15 protein-coding genes are annotated in these 17,949 nt (G+C 73.8%); 11 read left to right on the top strand and 4 right to left on the bottom strand.

Going from position 1 to position 17,949, the window contains the following annotated elements; genetic code table 11:
* The first annotated feature begins 58 nt into the window (after positions 1 to 58).
* From HOO61_RS08135 to HOO61_RS08095, 9 genes are all read left to right on the top strand, one after another.
* Positions 59 to 2,374: a helix-turn-helix domain-containing protein gene (locus HOO61_RS08135; protein WP_172258234.1), complete on the top strand. Its 2,316-nt coding sequence runs from the start codon at positions 59 to 61 to the stop codon at positions 2,372 to 2,374.
* Between the two features lie 125 nt (positions 2,375 to 2,499).
* Entirely contained in the window at positions 2,500 to 3,216 is a 717-nt protein-coding gene (locus HOO61_RS08130) for a hypothetical protein (RefSeq protein ID WP_172258233.1), read from the top strand.
* A gap of 1 nt (position 3,217) precedes the next feature.
* Positions 3,218 to 3,760: a SigE family RNA polymerase sigma factor gene (locus tag HOO61_RS08125; RefSeq protein ID WP_172258232.1), complete on the top strand. Its 543-nt coding sequence runs from the start codon at positions 3,218 to 3,220 to the stop codon at positions 3,758 to 3,760.
* A gap of 21 nt (positions 3,761 to 3,781) precedes the next feature.
* On the top strand, positions 3,782 to 4,312 hold the full coding sequence (locus HOO61_RS08120; RefSeq protein WP_172258231.1) for a GNAT family N-acetyltransferase: 531 nt from the start codon (positions 3,782 to 3,784) through the stop codon (positions 4,310 to 4,312).
* 87 nt (positions 4,313 to 4,399) lie between these two features.
* Positions 4,400 to 5,713, top strand: a complete 1,314-nt coding sequence (locus tag HOO61_RS08115) for a S1C family serine protease (protein ID WP_172258230.1) — start codon at positions 4,400 to 4,402, stop codon at positions 5,711 to 5,713.
* A 124-nt stretch (positions 5,714 to 5,837) separates the two neighbouring features.
* The gene (locus HOO61_RS08110) at positions 5,838 to 6,989 is read left to right on the top strand and encodes an acyl-CoA dehydrogenase family protein (RefSeq protein WP_172258229.1); all 1,152 of its coding nucleotides are present in this window, start codon (positions 5,838 to 5,840) and stop codon (positions 6,987 to 6,989) included.
* A 21-nt stretch (positions 6,990 to 7,010) separates the two neighbouring features.
* Entirely contained in the window at positions 7,011 to 8,168 is a 1,158-nt protein-coding gene (locus HOO61_RS08105) for an acyl-CoA dehydrogenase family protein (RefSeq protein WP_172258228.1), read from the top strand.
* Positions 8,168 to 9,319, top strand: a complete 1,152-nt coding sequence (locus tag HOO61_RS08100) for an acyl-CoA dehydrogenase family protein (RefSeq protein ID WP_172258227.1) — start codon at positions 8,168 to 8,170, stop codon at positions 9,317 to 9,319. The genes HOO61_RS08105 and HOO61_RS08100 overlap by 1 nt, the downstream gene beginning before the upstream one ends.
* Before the next feature lie 36 nt (positions 9,320 to 9,355).
* On the top strand, positions 9,356 to 10,594 hold the full coding sequence (locus HOO61_RS08095; RefSeq protein WP_172258226.1) for a WD40 repeat domain-containing protein: 1,239 nt from the start codon (positions 9,356 to 9,358) through the stop codon (positions 10,592 to 10,594).
* Here the strand turns inward: HOO61_RS08095 and HOO61_RS23700 are convergent.
* From HOO61_RS23700 to HOO61_RS08075, 4 genes are read right to left on the bottom strand one after another with little or no spacing between them, the layout of a single operon-like run.
* The gene (locus tag HOO61_RS23700; protein ID WP_216658749.1) at positions 10,591 to 11,865 is read right to left on the bottom strand and encodes a glycosyltransferase; all 1,275 of its coding nucleotides are present in this window, start codon (positions 11,863 to 11,865) and stop codon (positions 10,591 to 10,593) included. The two genes, HOO61_RS08095 and HOO61_RS23700, sit on opposite strands and share 4 nt — an antisense overlap.
* A complete protein-coding gene (locus tag HOO61_RS08085) occupies positions 11,862 to 12,884 on the bottom strand; it encodes a hypothetical protein (RefSeq protein WP_172258225.1) in 1,023 nt (340 codons plus the stop codon). Before HOO61_RS08085 ends, HOO61_RS23700 begins: the two co-directional genes overlap by 4 nt.
* 52 nt (positions 12,885 to 12,936) lie before the next feature.
* The gene (locus HOO61_RS08080) at positions 12,937 to 13,953 is read right to left on the bottom strand and encodes a GNAT family N-acetyltransferase (RefSeq protein WP_172258224.1); all 1,017 of its coding nucleotides are present in this window, start codon (positions 13,951 to 13,953) and stop codon (positions 12,937 to 12,939) included.
* Positions 13,950 to 15,629, bottom strand: coding sequence for an ATP-binding cassette domain-containing protein (locus tag HOO61_RS08075; RefSeq protein ID WP_172258223.1), 1,680 nt, complete (start codon positions 15,627 to 15,629; stop codon positions 13,950 to 13,952). The genes HOO61_RS08080 and HOO61_RS08075 overlap by 4 nt, the downstream gene beginning before the upstream one ends.
* A 199-nt stretch (positions 15,630 to 15,828) precedes the next feature.
* On the opposite strand from HOO61_RS08075, the gene HOO61_RS08070 reads away from it, so the two are divergent.
* Both HOO61_RS08070 and HOO61_RS08065 read left to right on the top strand, forming a co-directional pair.
* A complete protein-coding gene (locus HOO61_RS08070) occupies positions 15,829 to 16,848 on the top strand; it encodes an IS30 family transposase (protein ID WP_172258222.1) in 1,020 nt (339 codons plus the stop codon).
* A gap of 46 nt (positions 16,849 to 16,894) precedes the next feature.
* A partial coding sequence (locus tag HOO61_RS08065; protein ID WP_172258221.1) for a DUF222 domain-containing protein occupies positions 16,895 to 17,949 on the top strand: 1,055 nt, incomplete at its 3' end.

Raw genomic sequence — 17,949 nt, 5'->3', positions numbered from 1 at the left:
ACTACACTCTCGACCTACTCGGGGCGACGGGGGACGACGGGGCGGTCACGGAGGTGACGTGGGGACACGTGGGGACACCACCCTCGGCACGGTGCTGCGCGCGCTGCGCGAGGATGCCGGGCTCTCCCAGGAGGAGCTCGCCGAGCGCGCCGGCCTGAGCCCGCACGCGATCAGCGCCCTCGAGCGGGGCACCCGCACGCGTCCCTACCCCCACACCCTGCGCGCGCTCGCCACCGCCCTCGACCTCTCCGAGGAGCAGCGAGCGGCGCTGCTCGCGGCCGTCCCTTCCCGGACGCGCGCTGCCGCCACGACCACGGCCGGCGCCACCGTCGGCAGACGGGAGCTGCCGGTCCCGGCCTCGCCGCTGATCGGGCGCGACGACGACGTCGGGCGGGTGGCCGACCTGCTCCGCACGAGCCGTCTCGTCACGCTCAGCGGCCCCGGCGGCGTCGGCAAGACCCGCCTGTCCCTGGCCGCCGCGGCAGCGGTCCGCGACCGCTACGCCGACGGCGTACGGCTGGTCGAGCTCGCGCCTCTCCTCGAGCCCGGCCAGCTGCTCCCCGCGGTCGCCGACGCCGTGGACGCCACCCGCGACCCGTCGCGGTCCGTCAGCGACGACATCGTCGACCGGTTGCGCGGCTCGAACCTGCTCCTCGTGCTGGACAACGTGGAGCACCTCCTCGACGCGGCGCCGGCCGTCGCCGCGATCGTGGAGGCCGTGCCCGACCTGTCCGTCCTGGCGACCAGCCGGGCGCCCCTGCGGGTGCGGGGCGAGACGGAGTACGCGGTGGAACCGCTCGAGGTGGAGGACCACCCGGACGGGACGCCCTCCCCCGCCGCCCTGCTCCTGCTCGACCGCGCGCAGCGGGTCAACCCCGGCTGGGGCGCCGACCCCGCCGACGCCGTGGCCGTCGGAGCCACCTGCGAGCGTCTCTCCGGCCTGCCACTCGCCCTCGAGCTCGCCGCCGCCCGGGCGCGGCTGCTCGACCCCGGGTCACTGCTCGAACGGCTCGACACGGCGCTGCAGGCCGGACCACGCGACCTCCCGCCGCGCCAGCGCACGATGCGCGCGACGCTCGACTGGAGCCAGGGCCTGCTCGACGCGCCGGCCCGCCGGCTGCTGCGGCTCATGGGCGTCTTCGTCGGCGGCACCACCCTGGTCGACCTCGAGGCGATCGCCACCCGGGTCGGGATCGCCCGTGAGGAGGTCGTGACCAGCCTCGAGGAGCTGGTCGAGCACTCCCTGGTCCTTGCCGGGAGCTCGGGTCGCGTGCGGATGCTGGAGCCGGTGGCCCAGTACGCCCGCGACCTGCTGCGCGAGGCGGACGAGTGGGAGGAGGCGGCGCGGGCCCATGCGGCTCACTACCTCACGGTCGCCGAGGCCAACCACTCGAGCTACCGCGACGGCGGCCAGGTCGCGGCGCTCAACCGCATCGACCTCGAGCACGCCAACCTCACCGCGGCCGCCGAGCGCTCCCTGGCGGCCGGTGACGTCGAGACCCCCGCCCGGATGGCATGGGAGCTGTGGCTCTACTGGTGGCTGCGCGGCGACCACGACCACGGCCGGCAGTTCGCGGAGACCGCCCTCCACCACGCCGCGGACCTGCCCGACGACGTGCACGCCCGCGCTGCACTCGCTGCCGCCACGATGGCCTTCGCCATGGACGACGTCAGAGCGGCCGCCAGATGGTGGGCACGCTCCCACGAGCGCGCCGGCGCCGACCCGGCGATCCTCTCCAACGCCGTGGCGGGCGAGGGCCTGGTGTCTCTCGTCGACGGCGATCTCGTCGTGGCCCGCGAACGCTTCGAGGCGGCCAGGCGCCACGCCGAGGTCGCCGGCCCCGAGGTCCAGTGGACCTGGGGGCTGACGCACGTCTGGCTGGGCACGGTGGCACTCCTCGAGGGCGACGCGGACGAGGCCGTGCGGCTCATCGAGGCCGGGCTGGAATCGGCGACGAGCCGGGAGGACCGGCTGTCGTCCTACATCGCGCTCTACAACCTCTTCCAGGTCGAGCTCGGGCGCGGCGACCACGCCGCCGCCCGCCGCCACCTCGAGGAGAGCACCCGGCTGTCGCTGGAGACCGGCGACCAGGCCAACCTCGCCTACCTCCTCGACGCGGGCGCGGTGCTCGCCGCGGCCTCCGACCAGCACGCGCGGGTGCCGCTGCTGCTCGGTGCCGCACAGGCGATCCGCGAGGCGCAGGGAGCGCAGGGCTACGGCTACTACCGGCCCGACCCCGACGCCATCACCGCAGCGGCCGACGACGCGCGGTCGCACCTCGGCGCCGACCGCTACGACGACGCCCTCGACACCGGGCGCGGCTTCTCCCCCGTGCAGGCCGCGGCGATGCTGCGCAGCCCCGACCCGGCCTGACGGCGGGCCTGACAGCGGCCCGTACACCCCTCGTACACCTGCAGCTGTCCGTGGTCGACGGCGTCGTAGGCGCTGAGGGTGGTGGCACGGCACGCACCCGTGCCCCACCACCTGAGGAGCTGCAGATGAGCACCACGCTCGATCCGTCCACCGCGTCCGGTCCGCACCGTGACGCCAGCACCGGCGCACCGACACGGCCGCCCGGCCGCGGGTGGGTGCTGGCGGGCCTCGGCGCCGGTCTCGCCGGGGTCGCATCCGTCGTGGCCAGCAGCCTGGTCGACGCGGTCTACGACCCCGCCAACGACGGGGACCCCGTGGCCATCGCCGAGGCCACCTCGGACCTGGTCCCGCAGATCCTGACGTTCCACACCGCGACGATGGTCTCGTGCGCCCTGCTGGTCGTGTTCGCGGCCGGCCTGCACCGGCACCTGCAGAAGCGCACGCACCCCGACAGCATCGTGCCGGGCGTCGCTGCGATCGGGCTCGTGATGGTCTGCGTCGCCCAGCTGATGGGCGCCGGCCTGACCACCGAGTTCGCCTTCGCGTTCGCCGCCCCGGACGATGCCTTCGTCCCCGAGTCGGTCGCGTTCTTCGGCCACTGGGTCGGCACCATCCCGTGGCTCTGGGGCGGCATCGGTCTCACCGCCCTCGCCATGGCGAGCGCCGCGCTGAAGCAGGGCACGTTCGCCCGCTGGGTCGGCTGGACCAGTCTGGTGCTCGGCGGCCTGACCACGCTGTTCCTGGTCAGCCCCGTGCAGTACATGGCGGGCATGACCGGCCCGATCTGGCTGGTCGTCGTCTCGATCGCGCTCCTGCGCTCGTCTCAGGCGCGCCGGGCCTGAGATGACCTCCATCGTGGAGGAAGAGGTGCGGGCGGCGCCCGACTTCGCGTCGTACGTCGCCGCACGGCGGCCCGCGCTCCTCCGGTGGGCGCACGCCGTCGCGGGCGACCCGCACAGCGCGGAGGACCTGCTCCAGGACTCCCTGGTCCGGGTCCTCCCCCGCTGGGACGGCATCCGCGAGGGCGCCGCGGCGGACGCCTACGTGCGGCGCACCATCACCCGCCAGTACGTCAGCTGGCAGCGGCAGCCGTGGCGGCGCGACGAGGTCGCCTCGGCCGCCGTGCCCGAGACCGGCCGGACCGCCCACCCGGTCGCCTGGCCGGTCGCCTGGCCGGAGGCGACCCCGGAGACCGCCGGGCACCTCTGGGACCTCGTCCTCGCGCTCCCGCCCCAGCAGCGCGCCGCCGTCGCACTGCGCTACTACGAGCAGCTCAGCGTGGCCGAGACCGCCGCCGTGCTCGGCTGCTCGACCGGCACCGTCAAGTCCAACACCAGCCGCGGTCTCGCGGCACTCCGCCGGCTCGCCGCCGAGCCGGCACGCTGATCCCCAGAGAGGACCGTCCCCATGTCGTCCACGCCCAGCACCGGCCCCGCCGGCACGACCTGGCTGCCCGCCGACTTCCGCCACCCGACCCGGGTCGAGGTCCCGTTCGGCCACCACCTGCGGCCGATCCGGGCCGAGGACACCGACCTCGACATGGTCGCCGTGATGGGCTCGCGCGAGCGGCTCTGGAGCATCTACGGCGAGGCGTGGGGCTGGCCGCCCGCCGACATGACGCACGAGGCCGACCGCGCCGACCTCGCCCGCCACGCTGCCGAGATGGAGACCCACGAGTCGTTCAACTACGCCTTGTTCGACACCGACGAGACGGCGCTGCTGGGGTGCGTCTACATCGACCCGCCCGAGAAGCCCGGCGCCGACGCGGAGATCTCGTGGTGGGTCGTGGACGAGTGCGTGGGGACCGAGCTCGAGGCGGCCCTCGACGAGCTCGTGCCACGGTGGATCGCCACGGAGTGGCCGCTGGAGCAGCCCCGCTACGTCGGGCGCGACCTCCCCTGGGCCGAGTGGCTGGCACTACCCGACCTGCCCCGCTGAGGTCTCCCCGTGATCCGCGGCGAGGTCTCTGCACCTTCCCAGCCCGTTCTCAGGGCATCCACAGGGTCCCGACGCATCGTCGATGACATGAGCGACGGACAGACCCCCCAGTACGGCGGCCCGCAGCAGCCGCAGCACCCGCGACCGGCCGACGACAACCCCTACCAGCGCGCCTCCTCCGGGTGGTCCGGCACGGACGCGCACCACACGCAGCCGATCCCGCCGACGTACGGCGCCCAGGCGGGTCTCCCGGTCCAGCACCCCACCCAGGCGCCGCCGCGCGATCGCAGCCGGGGGCGTGCGGGCCTGGTCGCCGCCGTCGTCGCCACCTCCCTGCTGGTCGGCGGAGGGGCCGGCATCGGTGGCGCCGCCTGGTGGGACGCCACCCAGGACGGGTCGGACGGCTCGTCCGCGGCGAGCCCCGTGTCGACGTCGCAGGTCTCCTCGCAGTCGGAGGCGCCGCCGGCCGACGGGTCGGTCGAGTCGGTGGCCCAGAAGGTGCTGCCCAGCGTCGTGAAGATCGACGTCACCACCGCCGAGGGCGCCGGTTCGGGTTCGGGCATCATCCTGACCGCGGACGGCACGATCCTCACCAACAACCACGTGGTGGAGGGCGCCGAGGCGGGCGGCGTCACCGTGTCGTTCGACGACGGGACGAGCGCGGAGGCGGAGGTCCTCGGCACCGACCCGCTCACCGACACGGCGGTCATCCAGGCCGAGGGGGTCACCGACCTCACCCCGGCCACGATCGGCAAGTCGGCCAACCTCGGCGTCGGGGAGGGCGTGGTCGCGATCGGCTCGCCCTTCGGCCTCGACGCGACCGTCACCAGCGGCATCGTCAGCGCGCTCGACCGGCCGGTCAACGTCGGCTCCGACGACCAGGGCAACTCCACGACGTACCCCGCGATCCAGACCGACGCCGCGATCAACCCGGGCAACTCCGGTGGTCCGCTCGTCGACATGACCGGAGCCGTGGTCGGCATCAACTCCTCGATCCGGACGGCCGCGTCGCAGTCCCCCTACGGAGGGGCGCAGGGCGGTTCGATCGGTCTCGGGTTCGCGATCCCGATCGACGAGGTGATGCCGATCGTCGACCAGATGGCCGCCGGCGAGACCCCCACCCACGCGCGACTCGGCGTGTCGGTCGGCGACCCGCAGACCGGCGACGCCGCGGGTGCGGTGGTGCGCGAGGTCACGGCGGGCTCGACGGCGGAGAAGGCAGGACTGGAGGCCGGCAGCGTGATCACCCGGGTCGACGACCAGCGGATCACCGGCGCCGACTCCCTCGTGGCGACCATCCGCTCCTACCGCCCCGGCGACTCGGTGACCGTCACCTGGACGAGCGGCGGCGAGGAGCAGAGCGCCGACCTCGTGCTCGACTCCGACGCAGCCCAGGGCTGAGTCACCCCGCCGACGGGTCCGACACCGCACTCCCGCCCCCACCAGCTGGGGGCGGGAGTGCGTGCGTGGACCCGTTACCGGGCGACCGACATGATGGGGCCAGCCGCCCCACCCGAGGAGTCACATGCAGCTCGAGCTCAGCCCCGCCGACGCGGAGTTCCGGTCGAGGATGCGGGAGTTCTTCACCACCAAGGTCCCGCAGGAGATCCGCGACACCGTCCTCGAGGGGCGCCACCTCACCCGGGACCAGATCGTCGAGGCCCAGCAGACCCTCAACGCCGAGGGCCTCGCCGTGCCGCACTGGCCAGTGGAGTGGGGCGGCCAGGACTGGACCGAGCTCCAGCGGCACCTCTGGCACGAGGAGATGCAGCGCGCCGGCGTGCCGATCCCGCTGGCGTTCAACGCGTCCATGATCGGGCCCGTGATCGCCCACTTCGGCACGCAGGAGCAGAAGGAGCGCTTCCTCCCCGCCACCGCCAACCTCGACATCTGGTGGTCGCAGGGCTTCTCCGAGCCCGACGCCGGCTCCGACCTCGCGAGCCTGCGCACGACCGCGGTGCGCGACGGCGACGACTGGGTCGTCAACGGGCAGAAGACGTGGACCACGCTGGGCCAGCACGGCGACTGGATCTTCACGCTCGTCCGCACCGACCCAGAGGTGAAGAAGCAGGCCGGCATCTCGATGCTCCTCATCGACATGACCACGCCCGGCGTCGAGGTGCGACCGATCGAGCTCATCGACGGCGGCCACGAGGTCAACGAGGTGTGGTTCTCCGACGTGCGGGTGCCGGGCGACCTGCTGGTCGGGGAGCGGGGCGGCGGCTGGACGATCGCCAAGTTCCTGCTCGGCAACGAGCGCGTCGGCGTGGCGCCGGTCGGTGCGACCAAGCGGGCGCTCGCCGCCCTGAAGGTCAACGCCGGCCCCCTGATGGACGACCCGCTGGTCCGCGCCCGCGTCGCCGAGCTGGAGAACGACCTGCTCGCGCTCGAGCTCACCGCGCTGCGGGTGGTCGCCCACTCGTCCGACGGCGCGCCGCACCCGGCCTCGTCGGTCCTCAAGCTCCGGGGCACCGAGCTCCAGCAGGCCGTCAGCGAGCTCGCCCTCGACCTCGCCGGCCCGGCCTCGCTCGCGGCTCGCGCGGGCGACGACTCGCCCCAGGAGGGCTGGGCGAGGCGGGCCGCGCCGACCTACCTCAACCTGCGCAAGGCCTCGATCTACGGCGGCTCCAACGAGATCCAGCGCCAGATCATCAGCCGCACGATCCTGGGACTCTGAGGGGCCCGGAGAGGACTTGGCATGGACTTCACCTACGACGACGAGCAGCAGGCCCTGCGCGAGGCCGTCCGCGGCCTGCTCGCGACGACGTACGCCGACCACGAGGCGCGGCGCCGCACGGTGGCCGACGACCCGGGGTTCGACCGTGCGCTCTGGGGCCGCCTGGCCGAGATGGGCGTCCTCGGGTTGCCCTTCAGCGAGGCCGACGGCGGGGTCGGCGCCGGCCCCGTCGAGATCGGGATCGTGTGCCAGGAGCTCGGGCGCGTGCTCGCCCCCGAGCCCTACCTGTCCGGGGTGGTCCACGCCGGCGGCCTGGTCGCCGCGGTCGGCACGACCGAGCAGAAGGCCGACCTGCTGGGCCGCCTCAGCGCCGGCGAGGTCCTCCTCGCCGTGGCCGACACCTCGCCCGGCGGCCGCTGGTCCGCGGGCGCCGACGGCGTACGTGCGTCCGACTCGGGCCCTTCGACAGGCTCAGGACAAGCGGCCTGGACCCTCGACGGCGTCGCCGACCCCGTGATGGGGGCCGCGTCCGCCGACCACCTCGTCGTGACCGCGGCGCTGCCCGACGGCGGCACCGGCGTCTTCCTCGTGGACGCCGCCGACGCGTCGGTCACCGGCTACGCCGCGGCCGACCTGACCCGGGCGGCCACGGTGCGCTTCGAGGGCAGTGCCGCGACGCCGCTGGGCGAGCCCGGCCGCGACCTGTCGGCCAGCATCGCCACGATCAGCGACCTGACCCGGATCATGGGCGCCAACCAGGCGCTCGGCGTGATGCAGAGCCAGGTGCGCGCCACCACGGAGTACCTCAAGAGCCGCAAGCAGTTCGGCGTCACGCTCAACACCTTCCAGGCGCTCACCTTCCGCGCCGCCGACATGTACGTCTCGCTCGAGCTCGCCCACAGCACCATCGACTGGGCCACCATGACGATCGCCGGCGGAGACCGCGAGGCGGTGGCCGACGCCGCCGACCGCGTCGGGCTCCAGGTGAGCCGGGCGGCGCGCCACATCGGGCAGGAGGCGATCCAGCTCCACGGCGGCATCGGCATGACCGCGGAGTACGCCGTCGGCGTCGGCACCGCGCACCTCACCGTGCTCGAGCAGTGGCTGGGCAACGCCGGCCACCACCTCACCCGCCTGTCCGCGCGGGTCGCCGACCACGAGCTCGTGGACGCCATCTGATGGACCTCTCCCTGACCGAGGAGCAGCAGGCCTTCCGCGACCTGGCCCGTGACTTCCTCGAGCGGGAGGCGGTCCCGCACCGGATGCGGTGGGACCACGACGAGTCGGTCGACCTCGCGATCGTGCCGAAGATGGCCGAGCTGGGGTTCTTCGGCCTCACCATCCCCGAGGAGTACGGCGGGGTGGGCGGCGACTACGTCACCTACTCGCTGGCCATGGAGGAGCTCGGCCGCGCCGACTCCGCGCTTCGCGGCATCGTGTCGGTCAGCAGCGGGCTGGTCGGCAAGTCGATCCTCGACCACGGGACCGAGGAGCAGAAGCAGGAGTGGCTGCCCCGGCTCGCGTCGGCGACGGCGCTCGGCTGCTTCGGCCTCACCGAGCCCGGGACCGGCTCCGACGCGGGCAACCTCACCTCCCGCGCCGTCCGCGACGGGTCGGACTGGGTGCTCGACGGCCAGAAGCTCTTCATCACCAACGGGACGTGGGCCGACGTGGCGCTCGTCTTCGCGCGCACCAGCGACGACGGCCCGCGGGGCGTGACGGCGTTCCTCGTCCCGACCGACTCCCCCGGCTTCGAGGCGCGCGAGGTGCGCAACAAGCTCGGCCTGCGCGGCCAGGCGACCGCCGAGCTGTTCCTGAACGGCGTACGCGTCCCGGACTCGGCTCGGCTCGGCGAGGTCGGCCGCGGGTTCCGGATCGCGATGGGCACGCTCGACAAGGGCCGGCTCGCCGTCGCCTCGGGCTGCGTCGGGATCGTGCAGGGCTGTCTCGAGGCGTCGGTGGCGTACGCCGGCGAGCGCACGCAGTTCGGCAAGCCGATCGCGTCCTTCCAGCTCGTGCAGGACCTCATCGCCGACATCTCGCTCGACGCCGACGCCGCCCGGCTGCTGGCGTGGCGGTGCGCCGACCTCATCGACCGCGGCGAGCCCTTCGGGGTCGCGGCGTCGAAGGCCAAGCTGTTCGCCTCGGAGGCCGCCGTGCGCGCCGCGAACAACGCGATCCAGGTGCACGGCGGGGCGGGCTACGTCGACGACTTCCCGGTCGCGAAGTACCTGCGCGACGCACGCGTGATGACGCTCTACGAGGGCACCTCGCAGATCCAGAAGCTCATCATCGGCCGCGCCGAGACGGGCATCAGCGCCTTCGGCTGACGCAGCAAGGCCTTGGTACGCCCCTAGACTCCCGCCGTGCGCCCGGCAGCCGCAGTGCCTCCCGTCGTCGGCCTGGCCGTCGCCGCGCTCGTCGTCGTGCTCACCGGACCGGGCGACAGCCCGGCGCCCGCCGCGACGCCCGCGGTGCCGCAGGAGATGGCGGGCTACTCGCACCTGACCGGGTCGGTGTCGGCGTCGCCACCGGGGCCCGTCGTCGCGCTGTGGCAGCACGGCTACGGCGTCGAGTTCCTCGACTTCCCGCAGGCGGTCGTGCTCGGGGCCGGTGGCGACAGCTACCGCCGCGTCGACGTGGCCGAGGAGCGGGCGGGCGGCGAGACCCAGGGCGACCCGGCGCCGATGCTGCTGTCGCCCGACGGCACCCGGGTGGCGGTCGGCGACCACGACATGGACCGCCCCGACGTGGTCGTGGTCGACCTGGCCACCGGCGAGACCACCCGCCACCCGCTCCCCACCGGTCGCAGCGTCGTACCGGTGGCCTGGTCCGCGGACGGTCGGACGCTCGCGAGCCTGGTCTCCGACGAGGCCACCAACCCCTACTCCGGCGGCCGGATCACCGGCGACGTCGCGGTGCTGGACCTCACCGACGACACCGCCGAGGTGCTCGAGCTCGACCGGTCGTCCACCGGGGCGGCCTTCTCCCCCGACGGGTCGGAGGTCGCGGTCGACCAGTCCGGGGTGGTCAGCGTCGTGGACCTGCAGGACGGTGCCGAGCGGAGCCTCCAGGTCGGCGGCGTGCTGGCCGGGCCGGCGGCCTGGTCACCCGACGGCCGGCTGCTCGCGGTCACGACGACGAAGCCGGCCCCGGCGTCGCCGGGTGTGGAGGCACCCGGCATCCCGACGGGGCTGGCCTTCGTCGACGCGACCGGGGGCCGCGGCGAGGTGCCCGACCCTCTCCTGCTCGACCTCACCGGCCCGGGGCGCGTGCTGGGCTGGTCCGGCCCGGACGAGGTGCTCACGGTGCTGGCCGTCGACGGCACCGACACGTGCTGCGGGGACGACCAGCAGACGCTCTCGGGCGTCCCGCTGGACGGTGCCGAGCCGCGCACCCTCATGCGGATGTCCGACCTCACGTCCTACGGCGTGGGCCGCTTCCAGCTGGCGTCGTCGGTCGCGGAGACCCTCACCGTCGTCGATCCCGACACCGTGGACCGCGGGCCCTGGCCGTGGCCGGCCCGCGGCGTCCTCGCCGTGGCCGCCGGCCTGCTGGCCTGGGCCCTGGCGCGGCTCGCGACCCGCCGCGCCCGTCGGTCCTAGCGCCCCGCCCAGCCGCCGAGCCACGCCGCGAGGGTGACGTCCTCGGTCCACGGGCGCAGCGAGGTGTCGAGGGGCGCGCCCGCGGGCGCCAGGTCGGGCCGCCCCCACCGCGCGGCCCGGCGCTGCAGGCGCAGGTCCTGCAGCTCGGCGCGGCCGCCGACCAGCTCGCGGGAACCGGTGCACCCGTCGAGGCCGTCGACGAGCGAGGTCCACGCCGCTGGATCCCCGCTGAGGCCCTGCCGCACCTGGAGGTGCAGCCGCGCCGAGGCGGGCACGTCCTGCTCGGCCGGGACGACACGGGGGTCGGCGCCCACCAGCTCGCGGTGCCCCTCGGGGAGGCGTACGACGGCGCGCGGCAACGCGGCCAACAGCGAGTCGACGGTCACGAGCAGCTCGGCGTCACCGAGCGTCGGGGCGAGGGTGACGACGAGGTCGGCCGGGCCACGCCCGAGACCGCGCCAGGTGGTGCCGGGCGCGGAGGTGCGGTCGGCGACGGCCACTGTCTCGGCCAGGAGCGCGTCCGGGTCGAGGTCGCGTGCGCCGGCGTCGGGACCGTCGTGCCAGGCGACGGCGTCGCGACGGTGAGCCACCAGCCCGCCCGCGGTCCAGGAGCGGTGGGCGAAGTCCCAGTCCTCCCCGCCGTAGGAGCTGAACGTCTCGTCGAAGCCACCCACCTCGTCGTACCACCACCGGCTGCACGCCAGCACGGCGCTGATGACGAACCGGTGGCTGGTGTGGTCGGCGCCGAGCAGGTCCCGGCTGTCGTCGTACGCCTCGCGGAGCCAGGCCGGCTCCGGCAGCTCCCGCGGGGGTGCGACCTCCTCGATCGATCCGTCGGGAGCGGTGCCGGCGAGGTCGGCGTGCCGCCGGCGTCCCACGACCAGCGCCTCGGGAAGGGCCTCGGGGAGGGCGACCATGCGCTCCACGAAGTGCGGCTCGGGCGTCGTGTCGGCGTCGAGCAGCACCAGCAGCTCGCCGGTGCTCGCTCCGACGCCGAGGTTGCGCGCGGCCGCCGCCCGGAAGCCGTCGTCGTGCTGCCGCACGAGGCGTACTCCGGCAGGCACCTCGGGCGCCGTCGCCGACCCGTCGTCGGCGACGACGACCTCGTCCGGCGGGCGGGTCTGGCGGCGGAGCGCGGCGAGCGTGCGGTCGAGCTCGTCCTGCTGCTCGAAGTGGGTGATCACCACCGACACCCGTCGCCGGTGCGTGCCGTCGGGGGCGAGGTCCCAGCGGTTCCCCGGCACCGACGTGCCCCAGGGCGGGGCGGTCATCCGACCGACGCCCACCACGCGCGGTAGGCCGCCGCCGTCTCCTCGAGGCGCGGGCCGAGGTCGGCGCTCGGCGACGTCCACGTCGAGGTCGGTCGGCGCAGCGCGGCGTCGAGGCACGGCACGAGGGTGGCGTCGTCGAAGAGGTTGAGGGTCCCGGGGCGGAGCGCGGCCATCTCGCGGGCGTACGACCCGTCGCGCACGAGCGGACGTCGACCGGCGGCGATCCAGGAGTTCAGGCTGCCCGAGGCGGACACGTTGCGGTGCGCCGTCACGCCGACCGACACGTCGCGCAGGGCGCGGACCAGGTCGTCCTCGACGACCCGGCCGGTGACCTCCACCGGGACGCCGCGCTCGCGGCTGGTGCGCACCAGGGCCTCGACCTCGTCGGCATGACCCGGCGCGGCGTCGCCGAGCACGCGCACGGACGCCATCGTGCCCGCGCGGCGCAGCGCGGCGACCGCACGGACCACCTGGCGGTGGCCCTTGCCTGGGTAGACGAAGCCGAAGACGCCGACCACGGGCTCCGCCGGGACGAGCCCGGCCACCGCGCGGGACGGACCGGCCGGACCCGGCGTGGCGTGCACGGGCAGCGGGATGACCGTGCCGCGGGCGCCGGCGGCGATCCACCGGTCGACGAGCGCGTGCTCGTGCCACGAGTTGGTCGCCCACGCGTGGCTCGCGCGCACGATCCGGCCGTACGCCTCGGCGCGCGCGGCGAACACAGGCCCGTCGGTCGGCTGCGGGACGTCGTGCAGGGTCACGGTCAGCCGCACGCGGCGGGCCAGCTGCTCCACGGCTGCCGCCGCGTCGCGCGGGTCGCGGCCCAGCAGCCGGTCGGTGAGGTGCAGGTGCACCGCCGCGCCGGGCACGAGCTCGGCGACGTCGCGGACGACGGGCGCCCGGGCAGCGTCGGCCACCTCGCCGGCGTACCGCGTGACGCCGTGCGTGTCGGGCCCCAGCAGCAGGTGGTGCGGCGCCGAGGGGTCCGCGTCGCGGAGGTGGGAGGCGGGCCTGAGCATCCCCTCATCCTCATCCACGTTGGACAGACCCGTGCTCCCCCCAAAGCGTGGGTCAGGTCCGCTGGAAGTCCCCCAGCCGTGCGACCGGCCGGAAGCCCAGCGCCTCGTTGACGCCGATCATGTGGCTGTTGACCTCGGCGTTGTACGTCGTCAGGCGGGTGACGTCGGGGCGCTCGCGCTGCAGCAGGCGCAGGGCGGCCACCTTCACGGCCACGCCCAGCCGGTGGCCGCGGTGCTCGCGCCGCACGAGCGTGCCCCACTGGTAGGCGCGGCCGGGCTCGTGCACGGTCGTGGCGAGGTCGGAGTAGGCGACCACCTCGCCGGACGCCGACAGCGCGACGGTGTTGTACTTCCTGCGCCCCTGCCGGGCGATCGTGGCCTCACGCTCGCGCACCGCCTCGGTGCTGACCGCCTCCGGCTCGAGCTCGAGGTCGCCGGTCGGCGCCTCGGTCGCGAGGGTCGAGGTGATCTCGGCCCACCCCTGCAGCAGGTCGTCGGGCACCGGCCCGCTCCACGAGCGCAGGGTGTACGCCGCGTGGGCGCGGGCCGCGTTGTCGGCCAGCCCGGACAGCAGGTCGTCGGCGACCGGCAGCGTGAGCTCGCGCTGCACCTCCGACAGGGCGAGGTCGAAGCCCCGTGCCCGGGCGAACTCCGGACCCGGTGCGCCGGCACCGTCCGAGCCGGCGTCGTAGGGCCACGACGAGAGCCCGGTCAGCACGCGGCGCCCGCGCGAGCGGGCCTCCTCGTCGAGCCGCGCCAGGACGGCGGTCCCGATGCCCCGGCGGCGGAGGGCGGGCAGCACGTGGACGTCGAGCTCGGCCAGCTCGATGTTGTCCAGCAGGGGCGTGCGCAGCCAGCCCGCACCGACCGTGTCGCCGTCCACCACGGCGGACCAGGCGCCCGACCAGCTGTGGCTGCCCCCTGCCTGCACCATCGCCCGGAGCTCCTCCAGCTGCCACGGCGTCGCCACCTCGCCCAGCTCGTGGCGGGCCGAGGTCTCGTAGACGTGGTGCCAGGCGCCGAAGGCGGCGTCGTCGGCCGGGTCGACCGGCGTGATCGTGACGCTCATCGGGCGCGGGACACCCGGCCCTCGTCCCAGACCGGACCGTCGGACTCGTAGACCTCGCCGTCGGCGCCGTAGACCAGGAAGCGGTCGAAGCCGCGGGCGAACCACCGGTCGTGCGTCACCGCCAGCACGGTGCCGTCGAAGGCCTCGAGCCCGGCCTCGAGGGCCTCGGCGGACTGCACGTCGAGGTTGTCGGTGGGCTCGTCGAGCAGCAGCAGCGTCGCCCCGGACAGCTCGAGCAGCAGGATCTGGAACCGCGCCTGCTGGCCACCGCTGAGCGACTCGAACCGCTGCTCGCCGGCGTGCGCGAGCTCGTAGCGGTCGAGCACGCGGCTGGCCGCCTCGCGCCCCATGCCGTCACGGTGGTCGTCGCCGCGGTGCAGGATCTCCAGCAGGGTGCGCCCGACGAGCTCGGGGTGCTCGTGGGTCTGCACGAACCACCCCGGCCGCACCCGCGCCCCGAGCTTGGCGCTGCCGGTGTGCGCGACCGGTGCAGGCGGTACGCCGACGGGCTGGTGCTCGATGTCGGGGTCGCTGCCGCCGGCGGCGAGGAGGCGCAGGAAGTGCGACTTGCCGGAGCCGTTGGAGCCCAGCACGGCCACCCGCTCGCCGTACCAGACCTCGAGGTCGAACGGCCTCATGAGATTGGTCAGCTCGAGGTCGGTGCACACCACGGCCCGCTTGCCCGTGCGGCCGCCCTTGAGCCGCATCTTCACCTGCTGCTCGCGCGGCTGCTCGGTCGGCGGCCCCGCCTCCTCGAACTTCTTCAGCCGGGTCTGCGCCGCCTGGTAGCGGCTGGCCATGTCGGAGTTGTACGCCGCCTTCTGCTTGTACATCAGCATCTGGGTGCGCAGCTTGGCGTACTCCTCGTCCCAGCGGCGGCGCAGCTCCTCGAAGCGCTCGAACCGCTCGGCGCGCGCCTCGTGGTAGCTCGCGAAGCCCCCGGGGTGCGTCCAGACGAGGTTGCCGGCGCTGCCGAGCTCGACCGTCACGATGCGGGTGGCGGTGTTGTTGAGCAGCTCGCGGTCGTGGCTGATGAACAGGATCGTCTTGGACGACTCGCGGATGCGCTCCTCGAGCCACATCTTGCCGGGCACGTCGAGGTAGTTGTCGGGCTCGTCGAGCAGCAGCACCTGGTCGGGACCCTGCAGCAGGTACTCCAGGACCAGCCGCTTCTGCTCGCCTCCCGACAAGGTGGTGAGCGAGCGGTAGCGGGCCCGGTCGTAGGGCAGCCCCATCGCCGCGGTGGTGACCTTGTCCCACACCACTTCGAGGTCGTAGCCACCGACGTCGCCGTAGTGGCCCAGCGCCTCGGCGTACGCCATCTGCACCGGCTCGCTGTCGTCGTCCATGAGCCGCAGCTCCTGCGCCGCGACCTCCTCGGACCAGCGACGTACGTCGGCGGGCGCGACCGACAGCAGCAGGTCGGCGACCGTCTCGTCGGCACCCCCGTGACCGACGAACTGGCGCATCACCCCGAGCCCGCCCGAGCGCGTGACCACACCGGCGTGCGGCTTCAGGTCACCCGTGACGATCCGCAGCAGCGTGGTCTTGCCCGCGCCGTTGGCGCCGACCAGCGCGACCTTCTGCCCGTCCCCGACCCGGAAGCTGACATCGTCGAGCAGCACCCGCCCGTCCGGCAGCTCGTACCGCACCCCGGCGACATCCACGTGACCCACGGCGGCATTCTCGCAAGCCACCCGGTCCCCCGTCGCGTGGATATCCGCGCGACTGCCGTCGCTGGTCGAGGACGGACGAAAACCAGTCACAGAACCACCTGAGAAGGGCTGGCCAGGAACCGTCCACAACCGGGTGAACTCAATCGGTTGTTGCAACTCGATCGTGAGTGAGAGGTTGCGGCGCGTGCCGGGAGTGAGGTTGACCGCGGATCAGCGGTTGGTGATTGAGCGGGCGTACATGGCGGGGTTGCCGCAGGCGACGATCGCGGCGTTGGTGGGCAAGCATCCGTCGACGATCTCGCGGGAGCTCCGGCGTGCGGGGTCGTTCGGGACGCGGTCCCCGCGTGCTCGCACGGCACGCGCCGGCGGGCGTGGTTATCGGGTGAAGTACTCCGCGAAGTGGTCCCAGCGTGAGGCCGCCAGGAAGGCCCGCCGGCCGAAGGCGCGGCGGCTGGACCATGCGCCGTTGCGGGAGAAGGTGTGGGAGCTGCTGAAGGACGACTGGTCCCCGGAGCAGATCGCGGCGATACTGCCGGTGTTGTTCCCACGCGATCTGAGGATGCGGGTGTCGCACGAGACGATCTACCAGTCGCTGTTCGTCCAGACCAAGGGCGAGCTGACCGCGCACCTACGCAGCCAGCGGCAGCGCCGCAAGCCCCAGACAGGTGGCGCGAAGCGGGTCACGCTCGGGATCACTGACGACATCCGGATCTCACAGCGCCCCGCCGAGGCCCAGGACCGGGCGGTGCCCGGGCACTGGGAAGGCGATCTGCTGCTCGGCGGCACGGGCAAGGGTGCGGTGATCACGCTGGTGGAACGGTCCTCACGGTTTGTGCTCCTCGCACCGCTACCGGGTCGGCACACCGCGGAGATCGCTCGGATGAAGCTGAGCGAGATGATCGCGACCCTGCCGCTGGAGCTGCGCAAGTCGATCACCTGGGACCGCGGATCAGAGATGGCCCAGCACGCCAGGTTCAGGACCGAGACCGGGATGCCGATCTTCTTCTGCGACCCTCAGTCGCCTTGGCAGCGCGGGACGAACGAGAACACCAACGGCCTGCTGCGTCAGTACTGGCCCAAGGGCGCGGACCTGCGTCACCTCACCGACACCGACTGCGACTCGGTCGCCTTGAAGCTCAACACGCGCCCCCGCAAGACCCTGGAATGGCAGACTCCCGGCCAGGCCCTCAACCAGAGGCTCGTTGCAACAGCCGTTTGAGTCCGCGCCGTGGCCGGTGTCGGTGATCTTCCGTACAATCGAACACATGAGCGAAGCGCTGGCAGCGGCGGAGGCAGGCGGGGTCGAGGACCTCGCGGCTACCCACCTGCTCGCCGCGATCAGGGCCTCCCGCGAGATCGAGCACGCTGAGGCCGCTCGCCAGCTCGTCCTCGCCGCGGCCTGGGCCGACCTCCATCCGCCGGAGTCGATCCACGACGCCGCGTCGTTCACCGTGCCGGGCTTGGAGCACGAGGAACCCATCGCCGGCGAGGGGACACCGCTGGTGGCGGAGTTCTGCGTGGCCGAGCTCGGCGGGGTGCTCGGGATGTCGTCGACCGCGGCGAAGAAGTTGATCGGCCACGCGCTCGAGCTGCGTCACCGCCTGCCCCGGTTGTGGGCGCAGGTCCACGCGGGTCGGGTTCCGGCGTGGAAGGCGCGGGCGGTGGCCGAGGCCACCATCCACTCCTCGCCTGCTCTGACCAAGGAGGCGGCCGGGTTCGTGGACGCGCAGGTCGCCGCGGTCGCCGGTCGGGTGGGGCCGGCGCAGCTCGACCGGTTGGTCGCGGAGGCGATCAAGCGCTACGACCTCGCTGTCGCGGATCCGACCCAGGATCCGGAGGACGGCTACCTCCACGTCGACCCACGTCACGTCACGATCGACACCCAGGACGTGCACTTCGCCGGCACCATGCGCATCGAGGCCGATGTCGACATCGCTGACGCCCTCGACTTCGACCGTGCGGTGGCGCGCGGCGCCGAGATGCAGAAGGCCCTCGGGTCCGCACTGCCCCTTGATGCTCGACGGGCCAAGGCCCTCGGCGACCTCGCGAGGACGCAGACCGCCCTCGACCTCACCGGAGCCGGAGCCGACCCGCAACGCCTGCCCGCGGCACGTGAGGTCGTCCTGCACGCCCACTTCGACGCCCACTCCGACGGGGGTTTCTCCGGCGACACCACCGTGTTCAGCCGCACCGGCCGTCTGGAGGAGGGCCAGCGGCTCGTCCTGCTCGAGCAGGTGCAGGAATGGTGCGGCGACTCCGGCACCAAGGTCACGATCAAGCCGGTCATTGACCTCAACACCCAGCTGGCCACCGATGCCTA

Source organism: Nocardioides sp. zg-1230 (assembly GCF_013155335.1).
Taxonomy (GTDB): Bacteria; Actinomycetota; Actinomycetes; order Propionibacteriales; family Nocardioidaceae; genus Nocardioides.
The sequence above is the reverse complement of the archived record's forward strand: the minus strand, read 5'-3'. Positions and strand labels throughout refer to the sequence as shown.